Source organism: Streptomyces albidicamelliae, assembly GCF_025642175.1.
Taxonomy (GTDB): Bacteria; Actinomycetota; Actinomycetes; order Streptomycetales; family Streptomycetaceae; genus Streptomyces; species Streptomyces albidocamelliae.
Genome location: NZ_CP106795.1, coordinates 2528931 through 2548840, shown reverse-complemented (window position 1 = coordinate 2548840; position 19910 = coordinate 2528931). Strand labels below are relative to the sequence as shown.

Sequence of the window (19910 nt, the reverse complement as noted above, 5' to 3'; positions counted from 1 at the left end):
CCGCTTTGGTGAAGGGTGGTCAAGGGCACTGCCCGAGGTCTGTCAGGATGGATACATGGGGCATCCGGTGGAGCGAGAGTCTGGAGCAGCGGCAGGGTCCGAGCTTCCGCCGGGTCAGCGGCTCCAGCGCGGCTGGCCGGTCACGCACTACGGACCGGTCCCGAAGTTCCGTCCCGAACGCTGGGAGTTCCGGGTCTTCGGCGCCACCGCCGACGGCGACAAGCGCACCTGGGTCCACGAGGAGTTCACGGCCCTGCCGTACACCAGCGTCGTGGCGGACCTGCACTGCGTGACGAAGTTCAGCATGGTCGGCGCGGAGTGGGGCGGTGTCCCGGCCCGCGCGATCCTGGACCTCGCCCCGCCGGCGGCGGACGTCACCCATGTGATGGTCTGGGCGGAGTACGGCTTCAGCTCCAACCTGCGCCTGTCGGACTTCGCGTCGGACCGCACGATCTTCGCCACCCACAAGGACGGTGAACTCCTCACCGCCGAGCACGGCTTCCCGGTCCGCCTGATCGTCCCCCACCTGTACGCCTGGAAGGGCCCCAAGTGGGTCCGCGGCGTGGAGTACATGACCGCCGACCGCCGCGGCTTCTGGGAGGAGCGCGGCTACCACAACCTCGGCGACCCCTGGAAGGAACAGCGCTACTCCTACCAGGAGGAGCCCGGGGACGGCCCCGAGCTCTGAGCTCCCGGTCCGCTCAAGCGTGGTACCGGTGGACCACCGCGTGTCCCTTGCCCCGCCCGATCGTCCACTTGTTGACGGGGGTCGTCACGACGAAGGCGAGCACGAGCGAGGCCGCCAGCGAGATCCAGAACAGCGGCTCGGCGAGCGTCGCGTCCATCGCGGACGGCCAGACCAGGATCACGCCGTTGTCGATCAGCTCCATCACGGCGATGGACAGGGTGTCCGCGGCAAGCGCCACGCGGAAGGCGGTGCGGAAGTCGACACCGGCCCGCAGCACCCCGCGCAGGGTGAACGAGTAGCCGAAGAAGAAGGCCAGCACGACCGCCAGTAGCGTGGTCGGCAGGTTGCCCCAGCCGAACGCCGTGCCGAGGACCATGCCGAGCACCTCGCCGACGGCACAGCCGGTGAGGCAGTGCAGCGTGGCCTGGACGGCCGTCGACCAGGTGGCCGCCGGGCCGTGCCCCTGGTGCTGCCCGTGCGCCTGCTCGTGCTGCTCGTGTCCGGTGTGAGCGGTGTGGTCCATGGTTTCCCCCACGAGTGACGGTTCCTGCGACGACAGGAACCGTATACCCCCCAGGGGTATTCCGGAACGGCTCAGGAATCCCGGAGTTTCTTCAGCCGCTCCACGTCGGCCGCGTGCCCTTCCCTGCCGCCCGGCGTCTCGATGATCAGCGGGACGCCGGCCGTCGCCGGGTGGGTCATCAGGGCGCGGAAGGGGTCCTCGCCGATGTGGCCCGAGCCGATGTTCTCGTGCCGGTCCTTGTGCGCCCCGGACACGTCCTTGGAGTCGTTGGCGTGGATCAGCCGCAGCCGGCCCTCGCCCACGGTGTCCACCAGCAGGTCCAGGGTCCGGTGCATGCCGCCGGGCTCGGCCAGATCGTGCCCGGCGGCGAAGACGTGGCAGGTGTCCAGGCACACGCCCAGCATCGGATGGGCGTCCAGCGCCGCGAAGTACGGCCCGAAGTCCCAGGTGCGCGAGCACAGCGAGGCGCCCTGCCCCGCGGTCGACTCCAGCAGCAGGTACGGATCGTCGTCGTGGGTCAGCTCGTCCAGCACCGGCAGCAGGCGCTCCCGCACCTGCTTCAGCGCCACCTCCCGCGGCCGCCCGCCGGTCGCGCTGCCGGTGTGCACGACGACGCCCAGCGCGCCGATCTCCCGGCCGCGCCGCAGCGAGTGGCGCAGCGACTCCACCGACCGCTCCACCGTCGCCTCGGTGTGCGAGCCGAAGTTGATCAGGTAGGGAGCGTGCACGTACGCCGGGATCGACTCCTCGGCGCACGCCGCGCGGAACGCCTCGTCCTGCCGCGGGTTCCCGGCGGGCGTGGCCCAGCCGCGCGGGTTCGCGACGAAGACCTGCACGGTCTCCGCCTTCAGGTCGCGGGCGTACGACAGGCCCACGGAGTGCAGGCCGCCGGCCACCGGGACATGGCCGCCCACCGGGTTGCGGGGGAGCAGGGGGGAGGGATCGGGACTCACCCGTTCAGGGTGTCATGCCCGCTCCGGCCCCCGGACCACGGTCCCGGTGACCCCCGTCACCGGATGGTGATGGTGATCGTCGACCCCTTGGGCGCCCGGTCGCCGCCCGCCACCGACTGCTTCTTCACGGTGTCGCCGAACAGTCCGAGCAGACCGCGGTCCTCGTCCACCTCGAAGCCGGCCCCCTCCAGGGCCTTGTGGGCGTCGTCCACGCTGTCGCCGACCACGTCCGGGACCTGGATCATCGGCGGGCCCTTGGACAGCGTCAGCTTCACCGTGTCGCCCTCGGCGGCCTCGCGGCCCTGCTCCGGGATCTGGGCGGCGACCTTGCCCTTGTCGTAGTCCTCCGAGGTGATCGGCTCGGCGGCGATCTCGACCTTCAGACCGGCGTCGGTCAGCGTCTGCCGGGCGCTGTCCGGGTCGTCACCGGTGACGTCCGGGACGTGGACCGCGCGGCCCTTGCTGACGGTCAGCGCGATCGCCGAGCCGGCGTGCCGCTTGGTGCCCGCGGCCGGCGTCGTGGCGATCACGGACCCCTTGTCGACGTCGTCGCTGAACTGGCGGGTGACCATGCCCGGCTCCAGCGCGTCCGCCTTCAGCCGCGCCCGCGCCTTCGCCAGCGGCTGCCCCCGCAGATCCGGCACGTTCACCGTCTCCGGGCCGAGCGAGACGGTGAGCTTCACCGAACCGTTGTCCCGGATGCGGGAGCCGGGAGAGGGGTCGCTACTGATGACCCGGCCCCGCTCGACGGTGTCGTCGTAGGCCCGCTCGACCTTCCCGACGTCCAGACCGGCGGCCTTCAGCCGCTGTCCGGCCTGTGCCTCCGTCTTGGTCACCAGCGGGGGGACCTCGGTGAACTGCCCCGAGTTGATGTACCAGACGCCGGCGCCCACGCCGAAGACCAGCAGCACGGCCGCGAGCACCGCCAGCAGCCCGCGCCGGGGCCGCCGCGCCGCAGAGCCGCGGGGCGGCCCCGGCGGCGGGGACTGCAGCCGGGAGGTGCGGTGGACGCCGTCCTCGGCCGGGTCCTCGTTCACGGGCAGCGGCCGGGGCACGGTCAGCGAGCGCGGGATCACGCTCGTCCGGTCCTCGGCGATGTCGTGCTCCGCGGTCAGCGCCTGCGGCGGCAGCCGGTCCAGCTGCTCCGCGGTCAGCCCCTGACGGGCCCCGCGCACCAGGGCGAGCAGCGCCACGGCGTCGTGCGGGCGGACGTCCGGGTCGCGCGCGGTGGCCGAGGCGACCAGCCCGTCCAGTTCGTACGGCAGTCCCGGCACGAGCGCCGAGGGCGGCGGCACGTCGTCGTGTATGTGCTTGTAGAGCACCTGGGCGGGGGAGTCGCCGGAGTGCGGCTTCTCACCGGTCAGCATCTCGTAGAGGACGACACCGCACGCGTACACGTCGACGCGCGGATCGGCGGTGCCCTGCTCGATCTGCTCCGGAGCGAGGTACGACACCGTCCCGAGGACGGCACCGGTCGTGCTCGTCACGCTGTCCACCGAGCGCACCAGCCCGAAATCGGCGACCTTGACCCGGCCGTCGTCCCCTATCAGGACGTTCTCCGGCTTCATGTCCCGGTGGACGAACCCGGCCCGGTGCGCGGCGCCGAGCGCGGCCAGCACCGGCTCCAGGATGTCCAGCGCGGCCCGCGGCTGCACCGCCCCCCGCTCGCGCAGCACGTCGCGCAGGGTGCACCCGGCGATGTACTCCATCGCCAGGTACACGTACGACCCGTCGGTGCCCTGGTCGAAGACCTGCACCACGTTGGGGTGGTCGAGCCGGGCGACGGACTTGGCCTCCCGGATGAACCGCTCGACGAAGGAGCCGTCGGTCGCGAGCGCCGGGTGCATCACCTTCAGCGCGAGGACGCGGTCCAGGCGGGTGTCCAGGGCCCGGTAGACCGTGGCCATCCCGCCGGCCGCGATCCGCGCCTCGACGCGGTAACGGCCGTCGAGCACCTGCCCGACGAGGGGGTCCTGAAGGGTCGTATCCACGCAGGGGAGTCTACGAGGGGTGAACGGCGCTCCCACCCGCTGCGCCGTCGTGGGGACGGAATGCAGCAGAGCTGTGACTGTCGGGTGACGGGAAGGCGGGGCGCTCGGGGTCCAGGTGCGCGCGCCCCTCGGCCGGGGAGGAGGCCTCGGCGAAGTGGCGGCGCGGGATCCGCCCCGCCAGCCGGGCCAGCCGGCCGGCCTCGACCGCGTGCCGCATGGCCGCGGCCATCGTCTCCGGCTCCTGCGCCCGCGTCACGGCGGAGGCGAGCATCACACCCGCGCACCCCAGCTCCATCGCCAGCGCCACGTCGGACGCCGTACCGGCGCCCGCGTCCAGGATCACCGGTACGCCCGCCTGCTCGACGATGAGCTGGAAGTTGTGCGGATTGCGGATGCCGAGCCCCGATCCGATCGGGGAGCCCAGCGGCATCACCGCGGCACAGCCGACGTCCTCCAGCCTGCGCGCGAGGACGGGGTCGTCGTTCGTGTACGGCAGCACCGTGAAGCCGTCGTCGACCAGCGTCTCCGCCGCGTCCAGCAGCTCCACCGGGTCGGGCAGCAGGGTCCGCTCGTCGGCGATGACCTCCAGCTTGACCAGGTCCGTGCCCAGTGCCTCGCGGGCGAGGCGCGCGGTCAGCACGGCCTCCCCGGCGGTGAAACAGCCCGCCGTGTTCGGCAGCACGCGGATGCCCAGCTTCTCCAGCACCGACAGCACCGAGCCGTGCACGGACGGGTCGACCCGCCGCATCGCGACCGTGGTCAGCCCGGTGCCGGAGGCGGTCAGCGCCCGCTCCAGCACGTCCAGGCTGGGCGCGCCGCCCGTGCCCATGATCAGCCGGGAGTCCAGGTGCACACCGCCCAGCACGAAGGGGTCGTCGGCCATCGGTTCAGCCTCCCTGGACTGCGGTGAGTACTTCGACGCGGTCGCCCTCGGCGAGCGCGGTGGTCGCCCACTGGCCGCGCGGCACGACCGTCTCGTTGACGGCGGCGGCCACCCCGGAGGGCGCCGCGGTGAGGGTGCGGACGAGGGCGTCGAGAGCGGTGCCCGGGGCGATCTCCCGGTGCTCCCCGTTGACGGAGACGGTGAGGCTGAGGGTCATGCGGACTGCTCCATGAGACGTGCGGGCCGCTCCGGCGGCGGGGCGGTGAAACGCTGGGGCGTGAACGGGCGGGCCTCCTCGGGGAGGTCACCGGTGGCCAGCGCGTGCGCCAGCACGTCCCCGGTGACCGGTGTGAGCAGCACGCCGTTGCGGTAGTGCCCGGTGGCCAGCAGCAGTCCGTCCAGGCCGGACGGGCCGAGCAGCGGGGCGTTGTCGGGGGAGCCGGGCCGCAGCCCGGCCCGGGTCTCGGTCAGCGGGAGCTCGGTGAGGCCCGGGATCAGCTCGTGGGCGTCGCGCAGCAGCTCGTACACGCCCCCCGCCGTGACCGTCGTGTCCCAGCCCAGCTCCTCGGTGGTGGCGCCGACGACCAGCTCGCCGTTCTCGCGCGGCACGAGGTAGACCTGGCTGCCGCGGACCACGGCCCGCACGGTCCGGCTCAGGAACGGGGCGAACCGCCGGGGCACGGCCAGCCGCAGCACCTGCCCCTTCACCGGCCGGACCGGTGGCAGCAGCGCGTCCGGCACGCCCGCGAGGCGTCCGCTCATGCTTCCGCCGGCGAGGACGACCTGCTCCGCGCGCAGCTCGGTGCCGTCCGCCGTGGTGACGCCGGCGGCCCGCTCGCGCACGACGTCGAGCCGCTCGGCCCAGGTGCGGTGGAACACCACCCCGGCGTGCTCGCACGCGGCCACCAGGGCCGTCGCCAGCCGCCGCGGGTCGATCTGGTGGTCGCCGTCGACCCGCAGCCCGCCGCGCACCCCGGGGGCCAGCATCGGCTCGAGACGCCGGCAGTCGCGCCCCGACAGCCACTCCGACTCCAGGCCCGAGCGCTGCTGGAGCGCGTGCAGTTCCCGCAGGTGCGCGCGGTCGTCGGCGTCGAGGGCGACCGCGAGGGTGCCGCACCGGCGGTAGCCCAGGTCGTGGCCGGTCAGCTCGGAGAGCTCGGCCGCGAAGCCGGGATAGCGGCGGGCGGACTCCAGGTTCAAAGCGAGCAGCGTCTCCTCGCCGTAGTGCAGCTCCGTGACCGCGGCGAGCATCCCCGCCGCGACCCGTGCGGCCCCGCCGCCGGGCTCGGGGTCCACCACCGCCGTGGTGAGCCCGCGCTGCGCCGCGCGCCAGGCCGTGACCAGACCGATGATCCCGCCCCCGATGACGAGGACGTCGGACGTACGTGACGACATGGGCGTCCAGCCCCTCCCTTCGCCGGCATGACCCGGATCAGGTTCGTACGGTCGGAGGCCGCCAGCCTCCCTCTCAGCCCGGTGCGTCCAGGCTCCCGCGAGTGCTTGTACGGTGGCCACCCTAGTCCGTCCCGCTCGTCACCCGTAAGGGAGCCCTCCGTCATGCACCGCTCGCTCGACGGTCTGATTTTCGCCCCCGTCGCGGACCAGGCCCCAGGTCAGGTGGGTACCCGCACCCGGTTCGCCTACCACGAGACGGACGGCCGCATCTGGGCGGAGTACGCGGGCGGCGAGGTCGTGCGCGGCCATCTGGTCGGGACCCGCGAGGGCGACCGGCTGGACTTCCGGTACGTGCAGCTGCGCACCGACGGGACCACGGCCGGCGGGCACTGCGTGTCCACCGTCGTGGAGCTGCCCGACGGCCGGCTGCGGCTGGCGGAGACCTGGGAGTGGGAGTCCGCCGCGGGCAGCGGTACGAGCGTTGTGGAGCAGGTCACCGAGCACGCCCCCTGACTGACGTTTCGTCAGTTGTCTATGGTGATCGGGTGAGCGAGCAGACACCGCAACAGGGCACGTCACAGGAACGGCGCGTGGTCGTCGTGGGCGCGGGCATGGCCGGGGTGCAGACCGCGGTCGCCCTGCGGGAACAGGGCTTCAAGGGAGCCGTGACCGTCATCGGCGCCGAACCGCACCAGCCGTACGACCGGCCGCCGCTGTCCAAGGCCGTGCTGCTCGGCACGGCCGAGGGCTCCGCCTTCGACGTCGACTTCGAGTCCCTCGGCGTCGAGCTGCGCCTCGGCTGCGAGGCACAGGGCCTGCGCCCCGCCGAACGCGTGCTGGACACCGAGGCGGGCCCGGTGCCCTACGACGTCCTGGTCCTGGCCACCGGGGCCGAACCCGTCACCCTGCCCGGCACGGAGGGCGTACCCGGCGTGCATCTGCTGCGCACCCTGGACGACGCCGAACGGCTGCGGCCCGTGCTGCTCCGGCAGCACGACATCGTGGTCGTCGGCGCCGGCTGGATCGGCGCCGAGTTCGCCACGGCCGCCCGGGAGGCGGGCTGCGCGGTGACCGTCGTCGAGGCCGCCGACCGGCCGCTCGCGGGCGCCCTGCCCGCCGAGGTGGCCGCGCCCATGGCCGCCTGGTACGCCGACAGCGGCGCCGACCTGCGCACCGGCGCGCGCGTGGAGCGCGTCGAACCGGGCGCGGTGGTGCTGACCGACGGCACCCGGCTGCCCGCGGGCGCCGTCGTCGTCGGCATCGGCGCCCGGCCGGCCACCGGCTGGCTGGCCGGCTCCGGCATCGAACTGGGGCCGCACGGCGAGGTCGTCGCGGACGCCCGCCTGCGCACCGGGGCCGAGGACGTGTACGCGGTCGGCGACTGCGCCTCCTTCCCCTCCGCCCGCTACGGCGAGCGGCTGCTCGTCCACCACTGGGACAACGCCCTCCAGGGGCCCCGGACGGTCGCCGCGAACATCCTCGGCGAGACCCCGGCGCTCTACGACCCGGTGCCGTACTTCTGGTCCGAGCAGTTCGGCCGCTTCGTGCAGTACGCCGGGCACCACGCAGCGGCGGACCGCCTGGTGTGGCGCGGCGACCCGGCCGGACCCGCCTGGTCGGTGTGCTGGCTGCGCGAGGGCCGGCTGGTGGCGCTGCTGGCGGTGGGCCGGCCCCGCGACCTGGCCCAGGGCCGCCGCCTGATCGAGGCGGGCCGCCGTATGGACCCCGAGGCCCTGACCGATCCGGCCCGCCCCCTGAAGAACGCCACGGCCGACTGACCGGCGCCGCGGTCGGCCGTCGGCATCGAGCGGCACCCCGGACGGAGCGCCTACCCTAGGACTCGTGACCGAGATTGACGCAAAGATCGATGCTCTCGTCCCCGCCTGGCTCACCCTCCCCGACATCGCCGAACAGCTCGGCGTCGAGGTGACGCGTGTGCGGCAGCTGGTCAAGGAGGGCCAGCTGATCGCCGTACGCCGTGGTGAGAACCGGGCGCTGCACGTCCCCGCCGCCTTCATCGACGGGGACAAGGTCGTCAAGGGCCTGACCGGCACCCTGACGCTCCTGCGGGACGACGGCTTCACGGACGAAGAGATGATCGAGTGGCTCTTCACCCCCGACCCCACCCTGCCCGGCACTCCCGCGCAGGCCCTGAGCGAGAATCGCGGCACGGAGGTGAAGCGCCGCGCCCAGGCGCTCGCCGTCTGAGCCCAGCCGCACCAGGGGGGTGGCGTGCGTGCCCCGGGCCCGCACGCCACCCGAGAACCAGCAGGTAGACCGATCACGGGGGGACCCACGCATGTCCGACACCGCCCGCGCCGCCCTCGCCGACGCCCGTCTGTACCTCTGCACGGACGCCCGCAGGGACCGGGGCGACCTCGCCGGCTTCCTGGACGCGGTCCTGGCCGGCGGTGTCGACATCGTGCAGCTGCGCGAGAAGGGCATGGAAGCCGCCGAGGAGCTGGAGACCCTCCGGGTCTTCGCGGACGCCTGCGCCCGGCACGGCAAGCTGCTCGCGGTCAACGACCGGGCGGACGTCGCGCACGCGGCCGGTGCCGGGGTGCTGCACCTCGGCCAGGGCGACCTGCCGGTCCCCGCGGCCCGAGCGATCCTCGGCGACGACGTCCTGATCGGCCGTTCCACGCACGCCGAGTCCGAGGCCGCCGCGGCCGCCGAGCAGGACGGCGTGGACTACTTCTGCACCGGCCCGTGCTGGCCCACCCCCACCAAGCCCGGCCGTCACGCGCCCGGGCTCGACCTGGTCCGGTACACCGCCGGCCTCGGCACCGACCGCCCCTGGTTCGCCATCGGCGGGATCGACCTCGCCAACCTGGACCAGGTGCTGGACGCCGGCGCCCGCAGGGTGGTCGTGGTCCGCGCCCTCACCGAGGCGGCGGACCCGGGTGCCGCGGCGGCGGAGTTCGCGAAGCGGCTGCGGCAGCTCTGAGGGCGCCGCGGGCGGCCACTGTCCGGGATTCTGTCCAATGGGTGGACAGCAAGCCGACAAATCAGCCAAATTACCGGCGTCCGGTTGGGGTACCGCCCACCCCTGGCTAACCTGCCCATATGGCCCTCGGAACCGCATCCACCAGGACTGATCGCGCCCGCACCGTGCGCGACATCCTCGCCACCGGAAAGACGACGTACTCGTTCGAGTTCTCGGCGCCGAAGACCCCCAAGGGCGAGCGGAACCTGTGGAGCGCGCTCCGGCGGGTCGAGGCGGTCGCTCCCGACTTCGTCTCCGTGACCTACGGCGCCGGCGGCTCGACCCGCGCGGGCACGGTCAAGGAGACCGAGCAGATCGTCGCGGACACTACGCTCACCCCGGTCGCCCACCTCACGGCTGTCGACCACTCCATCGCGGAACTGCGCAACATCATCGGCCAGTACGCGGACGCGGGCATCCGCAACATGCTCGCCGTGCGCGGCGACCCGCCCGGCGACCCCATGGGCGCATGGGTCCCGCATCCGCGGGGCCTGACCTACGCCGCCGAACTCGTACGGCTCATCAAGGAGTCGGGCGACTTCTGCGTGGGCGTCGCCGCGTTCCCGGAGATGCACCCGCGGTCCTCGCAGTGGGACACCGACGTCCAGCACTTCGTGGACAAGTGCCGGGCGGGTGCCGACTACGCCATCACACAGATGTTCTTCCGGCCGGAGTCGTATCTGCGGCTGCGCGACCGGGTCGCGGCCGCCGGCTGCGACACCCCGGTCATCCCCGAGGTCCTGCCGGTCACCAGCGTGAAGATGCTGGAGCGGCTGCCCAAGCTCAGCAACGCCAGTTTCCCCGACGCCCTGAAAGAGCGGATCCTCACAGCGAAGGACGATCCGGCGGCGGTACGCTCGATCGGTATCGAGTTCGCCACGGAGTTCTGCGCACGGCTGCTGGCCGAGGGAGTGCCCGGACTGCACTTCATCACGCTCAACAACTCCACGGCGACCCTGGAAATCTACGAGAACCTGGGCCTGCACCACCCCCCGCAGGCCTAGACCGGCCGCACCGCGATACGACACACTGCGTAGCGGCCACTGGGAGAGGGGCGTACATGGGCTGGACGGTCCTCTACATCGCGTTCGGCGTCGTCGCACTGTGGCTGCTGGGCGAGGTGCTGCTGCAGTACAAGGCGCGGCTTCGCTGGCGGCTGCTGGCCTTCGTCGGCTTCCTCGGTGTCGTGCTCGGCGTGCTCATGCCGTCCGTCATCGTGATCGGCCTGGGCGCGATCGCCTTCGCCCTCGGGCAGACCTACGTCACCCTGTCCTTCCGCCGCGGGTTCGCCGCGGGCTGGGCGGTCAAGCGCCCCGACGGCGAGGACGACGAGCCGGGCGGCAGCAAGCGGCGCCGCGGCCGGGCCGAGCGGTACGAGGCGGACCCCGAGCCGTCCGCGGACGCGACGGGCGACGACCGGGATGCCGACCACGGCCCCGAGCGCCCCGCCTACGGCGACGACGACTACGACCGCGACGACGTCTTCACCCCGGCCCGCTCCGCCGAGCCCACCGCCGCCGAGTCGACCGCCGTCTACGAGCCGCAGCCCATGCCCGACGACACCGGCAACTACGGCGTCTACGGCGACACCGCCTACGCGAACGCCGGCCAGCCCCAGGGCGACGGACAGCAGGCCTACGCCTACGACTACTCCGGCTACGGCCAGCAGCAGGGCTACGCCGGCTACGACGCGGGCCAGCAGGGCTACGCCAACTACTCCGACCCGTACATCGGCAGCCAGTCCTACGGGGACGCCGCGTACGACCCGGGCTACGCGCAGCAGTACGGCCAGCAGGGCTACACCCAGGACCCGTACGCCACCGGCGGCTACCAGCAGACGCCGGCCGGCGGGGTGTGGGTGCCGCAGCAGCGCACCGACGAGAACTACGGCGGCGAACTCCCGCAGGAGCAGCCCTACCCCTACCAGGCGGGCGGGCAGCAGACGCAGCCCGGCGCCGGGTACGACGAGCAGTACCGCTTCTGAGCCGCCGGGCCCCCGCTCACCGCGAACCGCGGAACTCCGGGCCCTCCACGATCAGTCCGGCCACCAGCGCTCCCGACATGCCCGCGTGCGGCAGACCGCCGCCCGGGTGGGACCAGCCGCCGGCGGCGAACAGGCCCGGCATCGCGGTGGCGTTGGCCGGGTGCAGCACACCCTCCGGCGCGGCCAGCGCGGGCGGCGGCACCGCACCGCCCTTCGCGCCCGTCTCCCGCTCGGTGTCCAGGGGCGTACGGATCTCGCGCCACAGCAACCGCTCGCGCAGCCCCGGCACCGCGCGCTCGGCGGCGGCGGCCATCCGGTCCGCGAAGGCGGCGGCGGCGCCCGGCGCGGCCCAGTCGTACTCCGTCGCCGCCGGCACGGTCGCCGTCAGCACCACGGACTCGTGGTCCGGGCCGGGACGCAGGGCCGGGTCGTCCGGGCGGTCCACCAGGACCGTCGGCAGCTCGGGCGGCACCCCGTGCCGGAACAGATCGAGATCACCCTCGCCGTCCGCCGCGTGCACCACCGTGCGGTGCACGGCGCCGGGCTCGCGTGCGCCGCGCAGTGCCAGGCACACCACCACCCGGCCCGGGTAGCGGTCCTCGCGCTCCGCCGGCACGTCCCCGGCGCCGTAGAGGTCCCTGCTCGGGAGCATGCCGCCCAGCCGCCAGGGGCCCGTGCCGACGACGAAGTCCGCCTCGGCCGCCGTCCCGTCCGCCAGCTCCACGCCGGCCGCCCGGCCCCCCGCCTCCAGCACCCGGGTGACCTCCGCGCCGAAGGCGAACTCCACCCGCCGCTCCAGGCACCGCTCGTACACCGCGCGGGCCAGCTCCCGGACGCCACCACGCACGTACCAGGTGCCGAAGGCGTGCTCCATGTAGGGCAGCACGGCCGCGCTCGCCGGGGCCGTCCCGGGATCGACGCCGTACGCGAGCGCGCAGTCCGCGAGCAGCGCCGCCAGGCGGGGGTCGTGCAGCTCCCGGTCACCGATCTCGTGCAGTCTGAGCGCGCGGCGGGTGCGCAGGAACCGCTTGTACGGCACGCCCGGATAGGGCTCCTTCCCTTCCAGCACCTGCCAGTTCGGCCACAGCGGCTCCTCCAGCAGCGGCCGGCGCGTGCGGTCCCAGGTCTCGCGGGCCCGCACCAGGAAGTCGCCCCAGCGCTCGCCGGCACCCCCGCCCAGTGCCTCGTCGAGGGCCGCGACGACTCCCGCGCGCGAGGCGTTCGGCAGGGACACGTCGGTGCCGTCGGCGAAGACGTGCCGTGCGGCCGGGTCGACCTGGACCAGCTCGACGCGGTCCTCCAGCGGCTCCTTGCCGGTCTTGACGAACAGATCGCGGTACACGGCGGGGAGGGTCAGCAGCCCGGGCCCGGTGTCGAAGGCGAACCCGTCCCGCTCGAACCGGCGCACCGCACCGCCGTACGTCTCCGTGCGCTCGTACACCGCCACCCGGTGGCCCGCGACGGCCAGCCGGGCAGCGGCCGCCATCGCGCCCATCCCGGCGCCGATCACCGCAATCCGTGCCATGCCGGTGACTTTATCGACCGCCACCGACACCCCGGTCGGCGGGCGGCCCGGCGCGGGTCGGGGGCGCAGGTCAGGGCGCCCGCGAGGCCAGGCGCCGCTCCTCCCGGCGCTGGGCCCTGCGGCGCAGGAAGCGCCGGATGCGCGACACGAGGAACCACAGCGTCAGCAGACCGCCGGCCAGCAGGACGGCCGCGACGACGGCCGCGGCCTCCGGGTGGAACATCGCGAACGACACGACGCCGGCCACCCCGAGGTCCTCGGCGAGGCTCAGTACGAAGTTGCTGAACGGTTCCGGCGAGGTGTTGACCGCCATGCGGGTCCCGGCCTTGACGGTGTGACTGGCCAGCGCGGTCGAGCCGCCGATCAGCCCCGCGGCCACGTCCGAGACCGAACCGCTCTGCCCGGCGAGCAGCGCGCCCACCCAGGCACCCGCGAGCGGCCGGACCACCGTGTGCACGGAGTCCCACACCGAGTCGACGTACGGGATCTTGTCGGCGACCGCCTCGCACACGAACAGCGCGCCCGCGACGATCAGCACCTCGGGGTGCTGCAACGTCTGCGGGACGTCGTCGCTCACGCCCGTCATGCCGAACAGGCCGAGCAGCAGCACCACCGCGTACGCGTTGATGCCGCTGGCCCAGCCGCTGGTGAAGACCAGGGGGAGTACGGACACGGAGGCGATCGTAGCCAGCCGGCGCCCCGCGGGGCAGGGCACGCGCGCGGAGGGCTGAGTACCCGTACCTAGTCCGCGAGATGAGTACGCGCGCGGATGGGCGCGGGCCCTCGCGGACGGGACAGTGGAGGCACGGCAAGGGGCGGGGCCCCGGCACCGCCGGCACGGGGCGGCGGAACGGTGTCCCGCCTCCTCGCCACTCCTTCCGCCGATCCGTCGGCGGAAGCGGGTCGGGGGACCCGGGGACGGCCGCCCGCGGGGCCGTCGGGGGAGGACCGTACGGGGGAGTGCGGGAGAGCACGGGGGAGCGGAAGGCGCCGGTCCGGCAGCGGACCGGTGCCTTCCCGTGCGCCGAGGGTGTCCCGGCGCTCAGTCCCTGCCGCTGACCCGGCCCTGAAGCAGCCGGGACAGGGCCGCGTGCACGTCGTCCAGGGAGCGCTCCGGCTGGAAGGACTTCCAGTCCAGGGCGGCCACCAGGACCATGCCGACCAGCGCCGCCGCCGTCAGCTGGACGTCGATCTCGTCGCTGAACTCCCCGGCCGCCACGCCCTCGCGCAGCACCCCCTCGACCACCGCGACGGCCTCCTGCCGGACCACCATCAGCGTGGACTGCCAGGCCCGGTTGGTGCGCCACAACTCCGCCACGTACAGCTGGGTGAAGGCCGGGTAGCGGTCGATGAAGACCAGACCCGCGCGGACCATCGCGTCCAGCGCGTCCACCCTGCTGCCGCCCTCGGCGGCCGTCCGCTCCGCCGCCTCCCGCAGCGAGGCGGTGAGCAGGCCCACGCCGTGCCGCAGCAGCTCCTCGAAGAGGACCGACTTGCTCGCGAAGTTGTAGTAGACCGTGCCCTTCGCAACGCCGGCCCGCTCGGCGATCTCGTCCACCGTGGTCGCGGAGAAGCCCTGTTCGGCGATGAGCGTGACGGCCGCCTCGTAGAGCTTCTGCCGGGTGGCCTCGCGGCGCGTGCTGCCGCCGGACCTGGTGCTGCTGCTTTCCATGGTCCCGATTGTCACAGGTACGCGCGCGTGCAGGGACGCTTCGGGGATCACAGGCTCAGCTCCGGGTGCAGCCGGTCCAGCGTCCACACCTGCCGGCGCCGGGCCGCGAGGGCGGTCAGCGCCAGCGCTCCCGCGGTGAACACGACGAGCACGCCGCACGCCTGCCAGACCGGACCGAGCCCGCCGCCCGTGATCAGCCGGCGCAGCGCCTCCACGATGTAGCTCATCGGCAGGTAGGGGTGGATCGCGTTGAAGAAGCCCGGACTGGTCTGCACGGGGTACGTGCCGCCCGCCGAGGTCAGCTGGAGCATCAGCAGGGCGAGGACGAGGATCCGGCCGGCCGCGCCGAACCGGGCGTTCAGCCACTGCACGATCGCCGCGAACGAGGCGGTGACCAGGAACAGGAACCCGACGGTGCCGGCCGCGCGCAGCATCTGCAGACCGATCGCCCAGTGCAGTACGGCCATCAGCGCGCCCACCTGGAGCACGCCCACCGCGGCCACCGGCAGCCAGCCGGCCAGCGCGATCCGCCAGGAGGAGGAACCGGCCGCCAGGGCGCGCCGGTTGAGCGGCGGGATCAGCATGTAGGCCACCATCGCGCCGACCCACAGGGACAGCGGGATGAAGTACGGGGCGAACCCGGTGCCGTAGTTGGGGGCCTTGTGCAGGTCCCGGGAGGCCAGCTGGACCGGGTCGGCCATCACGTCCGTGCGCCGGTCGCGGTCCTGCTTGCCGTAGTCCGGGATCTTCTTCGCACCGTCGTGCAGGCCGCCGGCCAGCTTCCCCGATCCGTCGGACAGCTTGAACAGGCCGCCGTTCAGGGTCTGGGCGCCCGATGCGGCGGTGCCGATGCCCTTGTCCAGGGCGACCGCGCCGGTGTGTGCCGTACCCAGTCCGGTGTGCAGCTTCTCGGCCCCGGTGGCGACCTGGTGGGCGCCGGTGTTCAGCTTGTTGATCTTCTTGACGGCGTCGTCGACGTCCTCGTAGAGGTGCGGTGCGCGGGCCTCCAGGGCGCGCGCCTGCTTCTGGAGCGTGCCGAGGTTGTCCCGCATCGTCTTCAGGTCGCCGTCCTGGTCCGCGATGAGCGTGTTCAGGTCGTCGGAGACGTCGGCCACGTCGTCGGCGGCGGTTTTGGCCCGCTTCAGTTCCGGGCATGCCGGGTCGGGGAGGGCGGCGGTCTCGCAGCGCGCCGCGTAGATCTTGTCGAGGACGGCGGCGGAGGCGTGGGCGGCCTTCGCGGCGCCCGGCGCGTGCTTCACGAGGACGTCGAGGTTGTCCTTGACCGTCCCGGCCGAGTCGGCGACCAGTCTGGCGGTGTCCCCGATGGTCTTCTCGTTGGTCTTCAGGAACGGGCCGGCCTCGGCGTAGACGGGGTTGACCTTGTCGGCGAGCCGCTGGGTGCCGTCGGCGACCTGCCGGGCACCGGTCTGGAGGTCCCCGGAGCCCTTGTCCAGCTTCGTCAATCCCGTGGCCAGCTTGCCGCTGCCGCCCTTGGCGTCCTTCAGGCCGTCGGCGAGGTCCTTGGAGCCCTTCTCCGCCTTCCCGATGCCGGAGTTCAGCTTGTCGGCGCCGTGGGCGGCCGTGACGGTCTTGTCGTGGATGTCGGAGAAGGACACGAAGATCTTGTCCAGGAAGCCCCGGGAGGCCTTCGTGGACGCGGCCCGGCGCACCTCGCTGAAGACGGTGCGGGAGATCTGGCCGACGATGTAGTTGTTCGCGTCGTTGGTGCGCACCTGGAGCGCGCCGGTCTCGGGGGAGTCGCCCGAACTGGACGCGATCCGGCCGCTGAAGTCGGCCGGCATGGTCAGCGACAGGTAGTAGGTGCCGTCCTCGACCCCCTTGCGGGCCTCGTCGGCGTCGACCTCGTGCCACTCGAAGGTCCGGCTGTCGCGCAGCCCGTCGACGATGTCGTCGCCCGCGGTGATCTTCCTGCCGCCCGCCGTGGCGCCCTTGTCGTCGTTCACCAGGGCCACCGGGATGCGGTCCAGGCGGCCGTAGGGGTCCCAGAACGACCACAGGTACAGGGCGCCGTAGAGCAGGGGCAGCACGAGCAGCGCGACCAGGGCGGCGCGGGGCAGCTTCCCCCGTCCGAAACGCCTCAGCTCAAGCGCGGCCAGCCTCGGTGAGCGCATCGCCGGTCCCCTCCTTCTTCGCTTCGGTGTCCGGCCCGGTGGTGCCCGGCTCGGCGGTGTCCGGGTCTGCGGTGTCCGAGTCTGCGGTGTCCGGCTCGGTGGTGTCCGGCCCGGTGGTGCCCGGCTCCTGCCCTGCGTCCGGGGCCGTGGCGGTGTCGGCCGCCTCCGGCTCGGCCGCGGTGTCCTTCCGCCCGGCGTCCTCCGGCGCGGTCGACACGGTGACGCAGCCCTCGGGAGCGGTGCGGCACACGACCGCGACCGTCGTCCCCGCGCGCGTGAGGGACCGCAACAGGTCCCAGACCTCGGCGCGCTCGGCGTCCGAGAGCTTCGTCTCGATGTCGTCCACACCGAGCAGCCGGGGCCGGCCCAGCAGGGCGAGGGCGACGGACAGGCGCAGCTCCTGGAGCCGCTCCAGGTCGCGCACGGCCGTCCGGGAGCCCTTGGGCAGCGTCTCCGGATCGAGCCCGGCGGCCGCGAGGGCCGCGTCGATCCGCAGCCGCGCCGGGTGCCCGCGCCGGGCGCGGGGCCGCAGCACCTCGCGCAGCGAGTCGCCGAACCGGCTCTGCAGCAGGGCCCGTTCGCGCAGGTGCTCGCCCACGGTCAGGGCCGGGTCGAGGTCGGTCACCCCGGCCACGTTGGCCACCGCCGCCACGCGGCGCAACGCCGCCATGTGCCGGGGGAGTTTGAACCCGCCGACGGCGGCCACTCCTTCGGTGGGCTTCATCCGTCCCGTGAGCGCGAGCAGCAGACACGTGCGGCCGGAGCCGGACGGTCCCTCGATCGCGATCAGTGATCCGGGCTGCGCGTCGAGGGTGATGCCGCGAAAGGCCCACCCCCGCGGCCCTTCGAGCCCGAGGCCTTCGGCCGTGACGTCCACGCCGTCCACAAGCCCCCCTGTGGCAAATTTGAACTGACTGGTCAGTGCAAAAATACGCCCGAACCTTCGATCGAAGCAAAACCCCAGGTCAGAACGGATTGTCAGTGGCATACCTCACGATGGGCACATACGGCACCTGTGCCGTCACCCAGACGACAGGAGGTTCGTCATGGCCAACTCGTCCGCAGCCGCCGCCCACCGGCGCCGCGCCACCGGCCCTGCCCCCTCACTGACCGGCCCGGCGAGCGACGTGCACCCCGTGCTCCGCCGGGCCACGGCCCCGCCCGCCGCCCTCGACCTGCTCGCCCAGGCCCGCTCCGGCCTGGAGGAGGCCGCCGTCCTTCAGACGCCGAACGAGCGCTACGCGACGGCCCACCTCGCCGCCCTGCGCACCGCCGCCGCGGTGCTCGCCGCCCGCGGCCGCCCCGAGACGTCCCCCCGCCGCCGGGCCAGGATCCGCAGCGCCTGGGAGGTCCTGCCCGAGATCGCCCCGAGTTGACCGAGTGGAGCGCGCTGTTCGCCGCCGGTGCCGCCCGCCGAGCCCGCGCCGAGGCCGGCATCCAGGGCGCGGCCGGCCGGCGGGACGCCGACGACCTCATACGTGACGTGGCGATGTTCCTCCGCCTCGTCGAGCGGATGCTGGTCCTCCAGCCGGTCCTGCCCCAGCCCCGCCAGGAGGCCGGCGAGCGCGACGGACCGGGCGCGCGCGGTGACCTTCCGGACGCGGGCTGATCACCGGAGGTCCGCCGTACGAGACGCACCGGCCGTCCACGGCCGCGGTGACCGGCTCCGGCGGCGAAGGCAATAGGGTGGAGGTCGCCTGAAGCCTTCCGTCCTGCCGAGGAGTCAACTGCCGTGTCGGACCCGATGCGCCCCCGCGCCTCCCTCCGTACCGCCGTGGTCTGGGAGGTCCTGCAGGACGCTCTCGACCGCCGGGTCAAGGCCACGGGGCGGGACGCGCTGGACGTCCTCGACACCGGAGGCGGCAGCGGCAACTTCGCCGTGCCCGTCGCCAGCCTCGGCCACCGGGTCACCGTGGTCGACCCCAGCCCGAACGCCCTGTTCGCGCTGGAGCGCCGTGCCGCGGAGGCCGGCGTCGCCGACCGGGTCAAGGGCGTCCAGGGGGACGCCCTCGGCCTCTTCGACGTGGCCGAGCGCGGCGGCTACGACGTCGTGCTGTGCCACGGCGTCCTGGAGTACGTCGACGACCCGGCCGAGGGCCTGCGCAACGCCGTCGCCGCCCTGCGGCCCGCGGGCGTCCTCAGCCTGCTCGCCGCCGGCCTCGGCGGTGCCGTGCTCGCCCGCGCCCTCGCCGGTCATTTCACCGAGGCCAAGCAGGCCCTCGCGGACCCGGACGGCCGCTGGGGCACCGGTGACCCGATGCCGCGCCGCTTCACCGCCGAGCAGCTCACCGAGCTGGTGGAGAGCGCCGGCCTGAAGGTCGGGGCCGTGCACGGCGTGCGGGTCTTCGCCGACCTAGTGCCCGGCGTCCTGGTCGACACCGAGCCCGGAGCCCGCGACGCGCTCCTCAAGCTGGAGGCCGCCGCGGCCGAACTGCCCGCCTTCCGCTCCGTCGCGACCCAGCTGCATGTGCTGGGCGAGACGCCGGGTGCGGCCGGGGCATGAGCGCACTGCCGGGACCCCGCCGCTGATCAGGGGCTCGGCGGCGGATGGAGTACGCCACAAGCCCCCCGATCGAGGGGTTTGCGCCGTATGATCGAGGTACACCGCCCGGCATGACGGGTCGGCCGCCGGGGAATGGAAGCCTCAGCGAGTCGGGGTCGTCATGACGGGTTCCGATTGGTCAACTGGCGTAGTGGGGCGGGTTTCACGGGGGCGATTCCCTGCCTATCCTGAAGGGACCCCCCGGGTCGCCCCGGCGACTGCACGATGAGGAGGACTCCGTGCCGCTCTCGGAGCACGAGCAGCGCATGCTCGAGCAGATGGAGCGAGCGCTGTACGCCGAAGATCCCAAGTTCGCGTCGGCGCTTGAGGGAAGCGGACTGCGCACGTACACCCGGCGTCGGGTCTACCAGGCGGTCGCAGGCTTCCTCGTGGGTATCGCGCTCCTCATGGCCGGAATGGTCGCGCAGCTGATCTGGGTCAGCGTGGTGGGTTTCCTCGTCATGCTGGGCTGTGCCGTGCTCGCCGTCACCGGATGGCGCAAGGCGCCGAAACCGGGGGAGCAGCCCGCGGGCGCCGCTCGCCGCCAGGCACGGCCGAAGCGCTCCATGATGGACCGGATCGAGGAGCGCTGGCAGCGCCGCCGGGACGAACAGGGCCACTGACCCGCGGTTCTCC

General features: G+C 73.4%; 19 protein-coding genes, 2 pseudogenes and 1 riboswitch. Of the genes and pseudogenes, 10 read left to right on the top strand and 11 right to left on the bottom strand.

Annotated features, from left to right (window positions below; translation table 11 throughout):
* Positions 1-55: 55 nt before the first annotated feature.
* Positions 56-688, top strand: coding sequence for a sulfite oxidase-like oxidoreductase (locus N8I86_RS11830; RefSeq protein ID WP_073892966.1), 633 nt, complete (start codon positions 56-58; stop codon positions 686-688).
* A 13-nt stretch (positions 689-701) separates the two neighbouring features.
* On the opposite strand, the gene N8I86_RS11825 is transcribed toward N8I86_RS11830, so the two are convergent.
* The 6 genes and pseudogenes from N8I86_RS11825 to thiO form a co-directional block, all read right to left on the bottom strand.
* Positions 702-1211: a DUF4396 domain-containing protein gene (locus N8I86_RS11825; protein ID WP_263277741.1), complete on the bottom strand. Its 510-nt coding sequence runs from the start codon at positions 1209-1211 to the stop codon at positions 702-704.
* 71 nt (positions 1212-1282) lie between these two features.
* The gene (locus tag N8I86_RS11820) at positions 1283-2164 is read right to left on the bottom strand and encodes a deoxyribonuclease IV (protein ID WP_263277740.1); all 882 of its coding nucleotides are present in this window, start codon (positions 2162-2164) and stop codon (positions 1283-1285) included.
* 56 nt (positions 2165-2220) lie between these two features.
* Positions 2221-4155, bottom strand: a complete 1935-nt coding sequence (pknB, locus tag N8I86_RS11815; RefSeq protein WP_263277739.1) for a Stk1 family PASTA domain-containing Ser/Thr kinase — start codon at positions 4153-4155, stop codon at positions 2221-2223.
* A gap of 91 nt (positions 4156-4246) precedes the next feature.
* Positions 4247-5038, bottom strand: a pseudogene (locus N8I86_RS11810) (thiazole synthase); the annotation flags it as partial.
* 4 nt (positions 5039-5042) lie between these two features.
* The gene (thiS, locus tag N8I86_RS11805) at positions 5043-5255 is read right to left on the bottom strand and encodes a sulfur carrier protein ThiS (protein ID WP_093478338.1); all 213 of its coding nucleotides are present in this window, start codon (positions 5253-5255) and stop codon (positions 5043-5045) included.
* The gene (gene thiO, locus N8I86_RS11800; protein ID WP_263277738.1) at positions 5252-6433 is read right to left on the bottom strand and encodes a glycine oxidase ThiO; all 1182 of its coding nucleotides are present in this window, start codon (positions 6431-6433) and stop codon (positions 5252-5254) included. The genes thiS and thiO overlap by 4 nt, the downstream gene beginning before the upstream one ends.
* A riboswitch (TPP riboswitch) is annotated at positions 6431-6542 on the bottom strand. It overlaps the preceding gene by 3 nt.
* A gap of 53 nt (positions 6543-6595) precedes the next feature.
* Here thiO and N8I86_RS11795 point away from each other — a divergent pair.
* The 6 genes from N8I86_RS11795 (at position 6596) to N8I86_RS11770 (ending at position 11403) form a co-directional block, all read left to right on the top strand.
* Complete coding sequence (locus tag N8I86_RS11795; protein WP_073892954.1) at positions 6596-6946, top strand: hypothetical protein; 351 nt, start codon at positions 6596-6598, stop codon at positions 6944-6946.
* Between the two features lie 32 nt (positions 6947-6978).
* The gene (locus N8I86_RS11790; protein WP_073892952.1) at positions 6979-8211 is read left to right on the top strand and encodes an NAD(P)/FAD-dependent oxidoreductase; all 1233 of its coding nucleotides are present in this window, start codon (positions 6979-6981) and stop codon (positions 8209-8211) included.
* Between the two features lie 64 nt (positions 8212-8275).
* Complete coding sequence (locus tag N8I86_RS11785) at positions 8276-8641, top strand: Rv2175c family DNA-binding protein (RefSeq protein WP_073892950.1); 366 nt, start codon at positions 8276-8278, stop codon at positions 8639-8641.
* Between the two features lie 91 nt (positions 8642-8732).
* The gene (thiE, locus tag N8I86_RS11780) at positions 8733-9380 is read left to right on the top strand and encodes a thiamine phosphate synthase (protein ID WP_073892948.1); all 648 of its coding nucleotides are present in this window, start codon (positions 8733-8735) and stop codon (positions 9378-9380) included.
* Between the two features lie 119 nt (positions 9381-9499).
* Positions 9500-10423 carry a methylenetetrahydrofolate reductase [NAD(P)H] gene (metF, locus tag N8I86_RS11775; RefSeq protein WP_073892946.1) on the top strand — a complete coding sequence of 308 codons (924 nt, stop codon included), beginning with the start codon at positions 9500-9502 and terminating at the stop codon, positions 10421-10423.
* A gap of 56 nt (positions 10424-10479) precedes the next feature.
* The gene (locus tag N8I86_RS11770; protein WP_263277737.1) at positions 10480-11403 is read left to right on the top strand and encodes an SCO2102 family sporulation regulator; all 924 of its coding nucleotides are present in this window, start codon (positions 10480-10482) and stop codon (positions 11401-11403) included.
* A gap of 16 nt (positions 11404-11419) precedes the next feature.
* Here N8I86_RS11770 and N8I86_RS11765 read toward each other — a convergent pair whose 3' ends face one another.
* The 5 genes from N8I86_RS11765 to N8I86_RS11745 form a co-directional block, all read right to left on the bottom strand.
* On the bottom strand, positions 11420-12928 hold the full coding sequence (locus N8I86_RS11765) for a phytoene desaturase family protein (RefSeq protein WP_263277736.1): 1509 nt from the start codon (positions 12926-12928) through the stop codon (positions 11420-11422).
* Between the two features lie 70 nt (positions 12929-12998).
* Complete coding sequence (locus N8I86_RS11760) at positions 12999-13601, bottom strand: DUF4126 domain-containing protein (RefSeq protein WP_263277735.1); 603 nt, start codon at positions 13599-13601, stop codon at positions 12999-13001.
* Positions 13602-13970: 369 nt separating this feature from the next.
* Positions 13971-14600 (bottom strand): TetR/AcrR family transcriptional regulator, encoded by a 630-nt coding sequence (locus tag N8I86_RS11755; RefSeq protein WP_073892937.1) that lies wholly within the window; start codon positions 14598-14600, stop codon positions 13971-13973.
* Positions 14601-14647: 47 nt separating this feature from the next.
* Positions 14648-16732, bottom strand: coding sequence for a YhgE/Pip domain-containing protein (locus N8I86_RS11750; RefSeq protein ID WP_263277734.1), 2085 nt, complete (start codon positions 16730-16732; stop codon positions 14648-14650).
* Positions 16704-17618: an ATP-binding cassette domain-containing protein gene (locus tag N8I86_RS11745; protein WP_263277733.1), complete on the bottom strand. Its 915-nt coding sequence runs from the start codon at positions 17616-17618 to the stop codon at positions 16704-16706. The genes N8I86_RS11750 and N8I86_RS11745 overlap by 29 nt, the downstream gene beginning before the upstream one ends.
* Positions 17619-17778: 160 nt before the next feature.
* Between N8I86_RS11745 and N8I86_RS11740 the strand changes: the two are divergent.
* The 3 genes and pseudogenes from N8I86_RS11740 (at position 17779) to N8I86_RS11730 (ending at position 19897) form a co-directional block, all read left to right on the top strand.
* Positions 17779-18341, top strand: a pseudogene (locus tag N8I86_RS11740) (SAV_6107 family HEPN domain-containing protein).
* Positions 18342-18464: 123 nt separating this feature from the next.
* Complete coding sequence (locus tag N8I86_RS11735) at positions 18465-19235, top strand: methyltransferase (RefSeq protein WP_073892931.1); 771 nt, start codon at positions 18465-18467, stop codon at positions 19233-19235.
* A gap of 278 nt (positions 19236-19513) precedes the next feature.
* Positions 19514-19897, top strand: coding sequence for a DUF3040 domain-containing protein (locus N8I86_RS11730; protein ID WP_073892929.1), 384 nt, complete (start codon positions 19514-19516; stop codon positions 19895-19897).
* The last annotated feature ends 13 nt before the right edge of the window (positions 19898-19910 follow it).

Coding starts and splice junctions, on each gene's coding strand:
- N8I86_RS11795 (WP_073892954.1), top strand. CDS start 6,596: ATGCACCGCTCGCTCGACGGTCTGATTTTCGCCCCCGTCGCGGACCAG.
- N8I86_RS11750 (WP_263277734.1), bottom strand. CDS start 16,732: ATGCGCTCACCGAGGCTGGCCGCGCTTGAGCTGAGGCGTTTCGGACGG.
- N8I86_RS11755 (WP_073892937.1), bottom strand. CDS start 14,600: ATGGAAAGCAGCAGCACCAGGTCCGGCGGCAGCACGCGCCGCGAGGCC.
- N8I86_RS11765 (WP_263277736.1), bottom strand. CDS start 12,928: ATGGCACGGATTGCGGTGATCGGCGCCGGGATGGGCGCGATGGCGGCC.
- thiS (WP_093478338.1), bottom strand. CDS start 5,255: ATGACCCTCAGCCTCACCGTCTCCGTCAACGGGGAGCACCGGGAGATC.
- N8I86_RS11830 (WP_073892966.1), top strand. CDS start 56: ATGGGGCATCCGGTGGAGCGAGAGTCTGGAGCAGCGGCAGGGTCCGAG.
- thiE (WP_073892948.1), top strand. CDS start 8,733: ATGTCCGACACCGCCCGCGCCGCCCTCGCCGACGCCCGTCTGTACCTC.
- N8I86_RS11770 (WP_263277737.1), top strand. CDS start 10,480: ATGGGCTGGACGGTCCTCTACATCGCGTTCGGCGTCGTCGCACTGTGG.
- N8I86_RS11825 (WP_263277741.1), bottom strand. CDS start 1,211: ATGGACCACACCGCTCACACCGGACACGAGCAGCACGAGCAGGCGCAC.
- thiO (WP_263277738.1), bottom strand. CDS start 6,433: ATGTCGTCACGTACGTCCGACGTCCTCGTCATCGGGGGCGGGATCATC.
- metF (WP_073892946.1), top strand. CDS start 9,500: ATGGCCCTCGGAACCGCATCCACCAGGACTGATCGCGCCCGCACCGTG.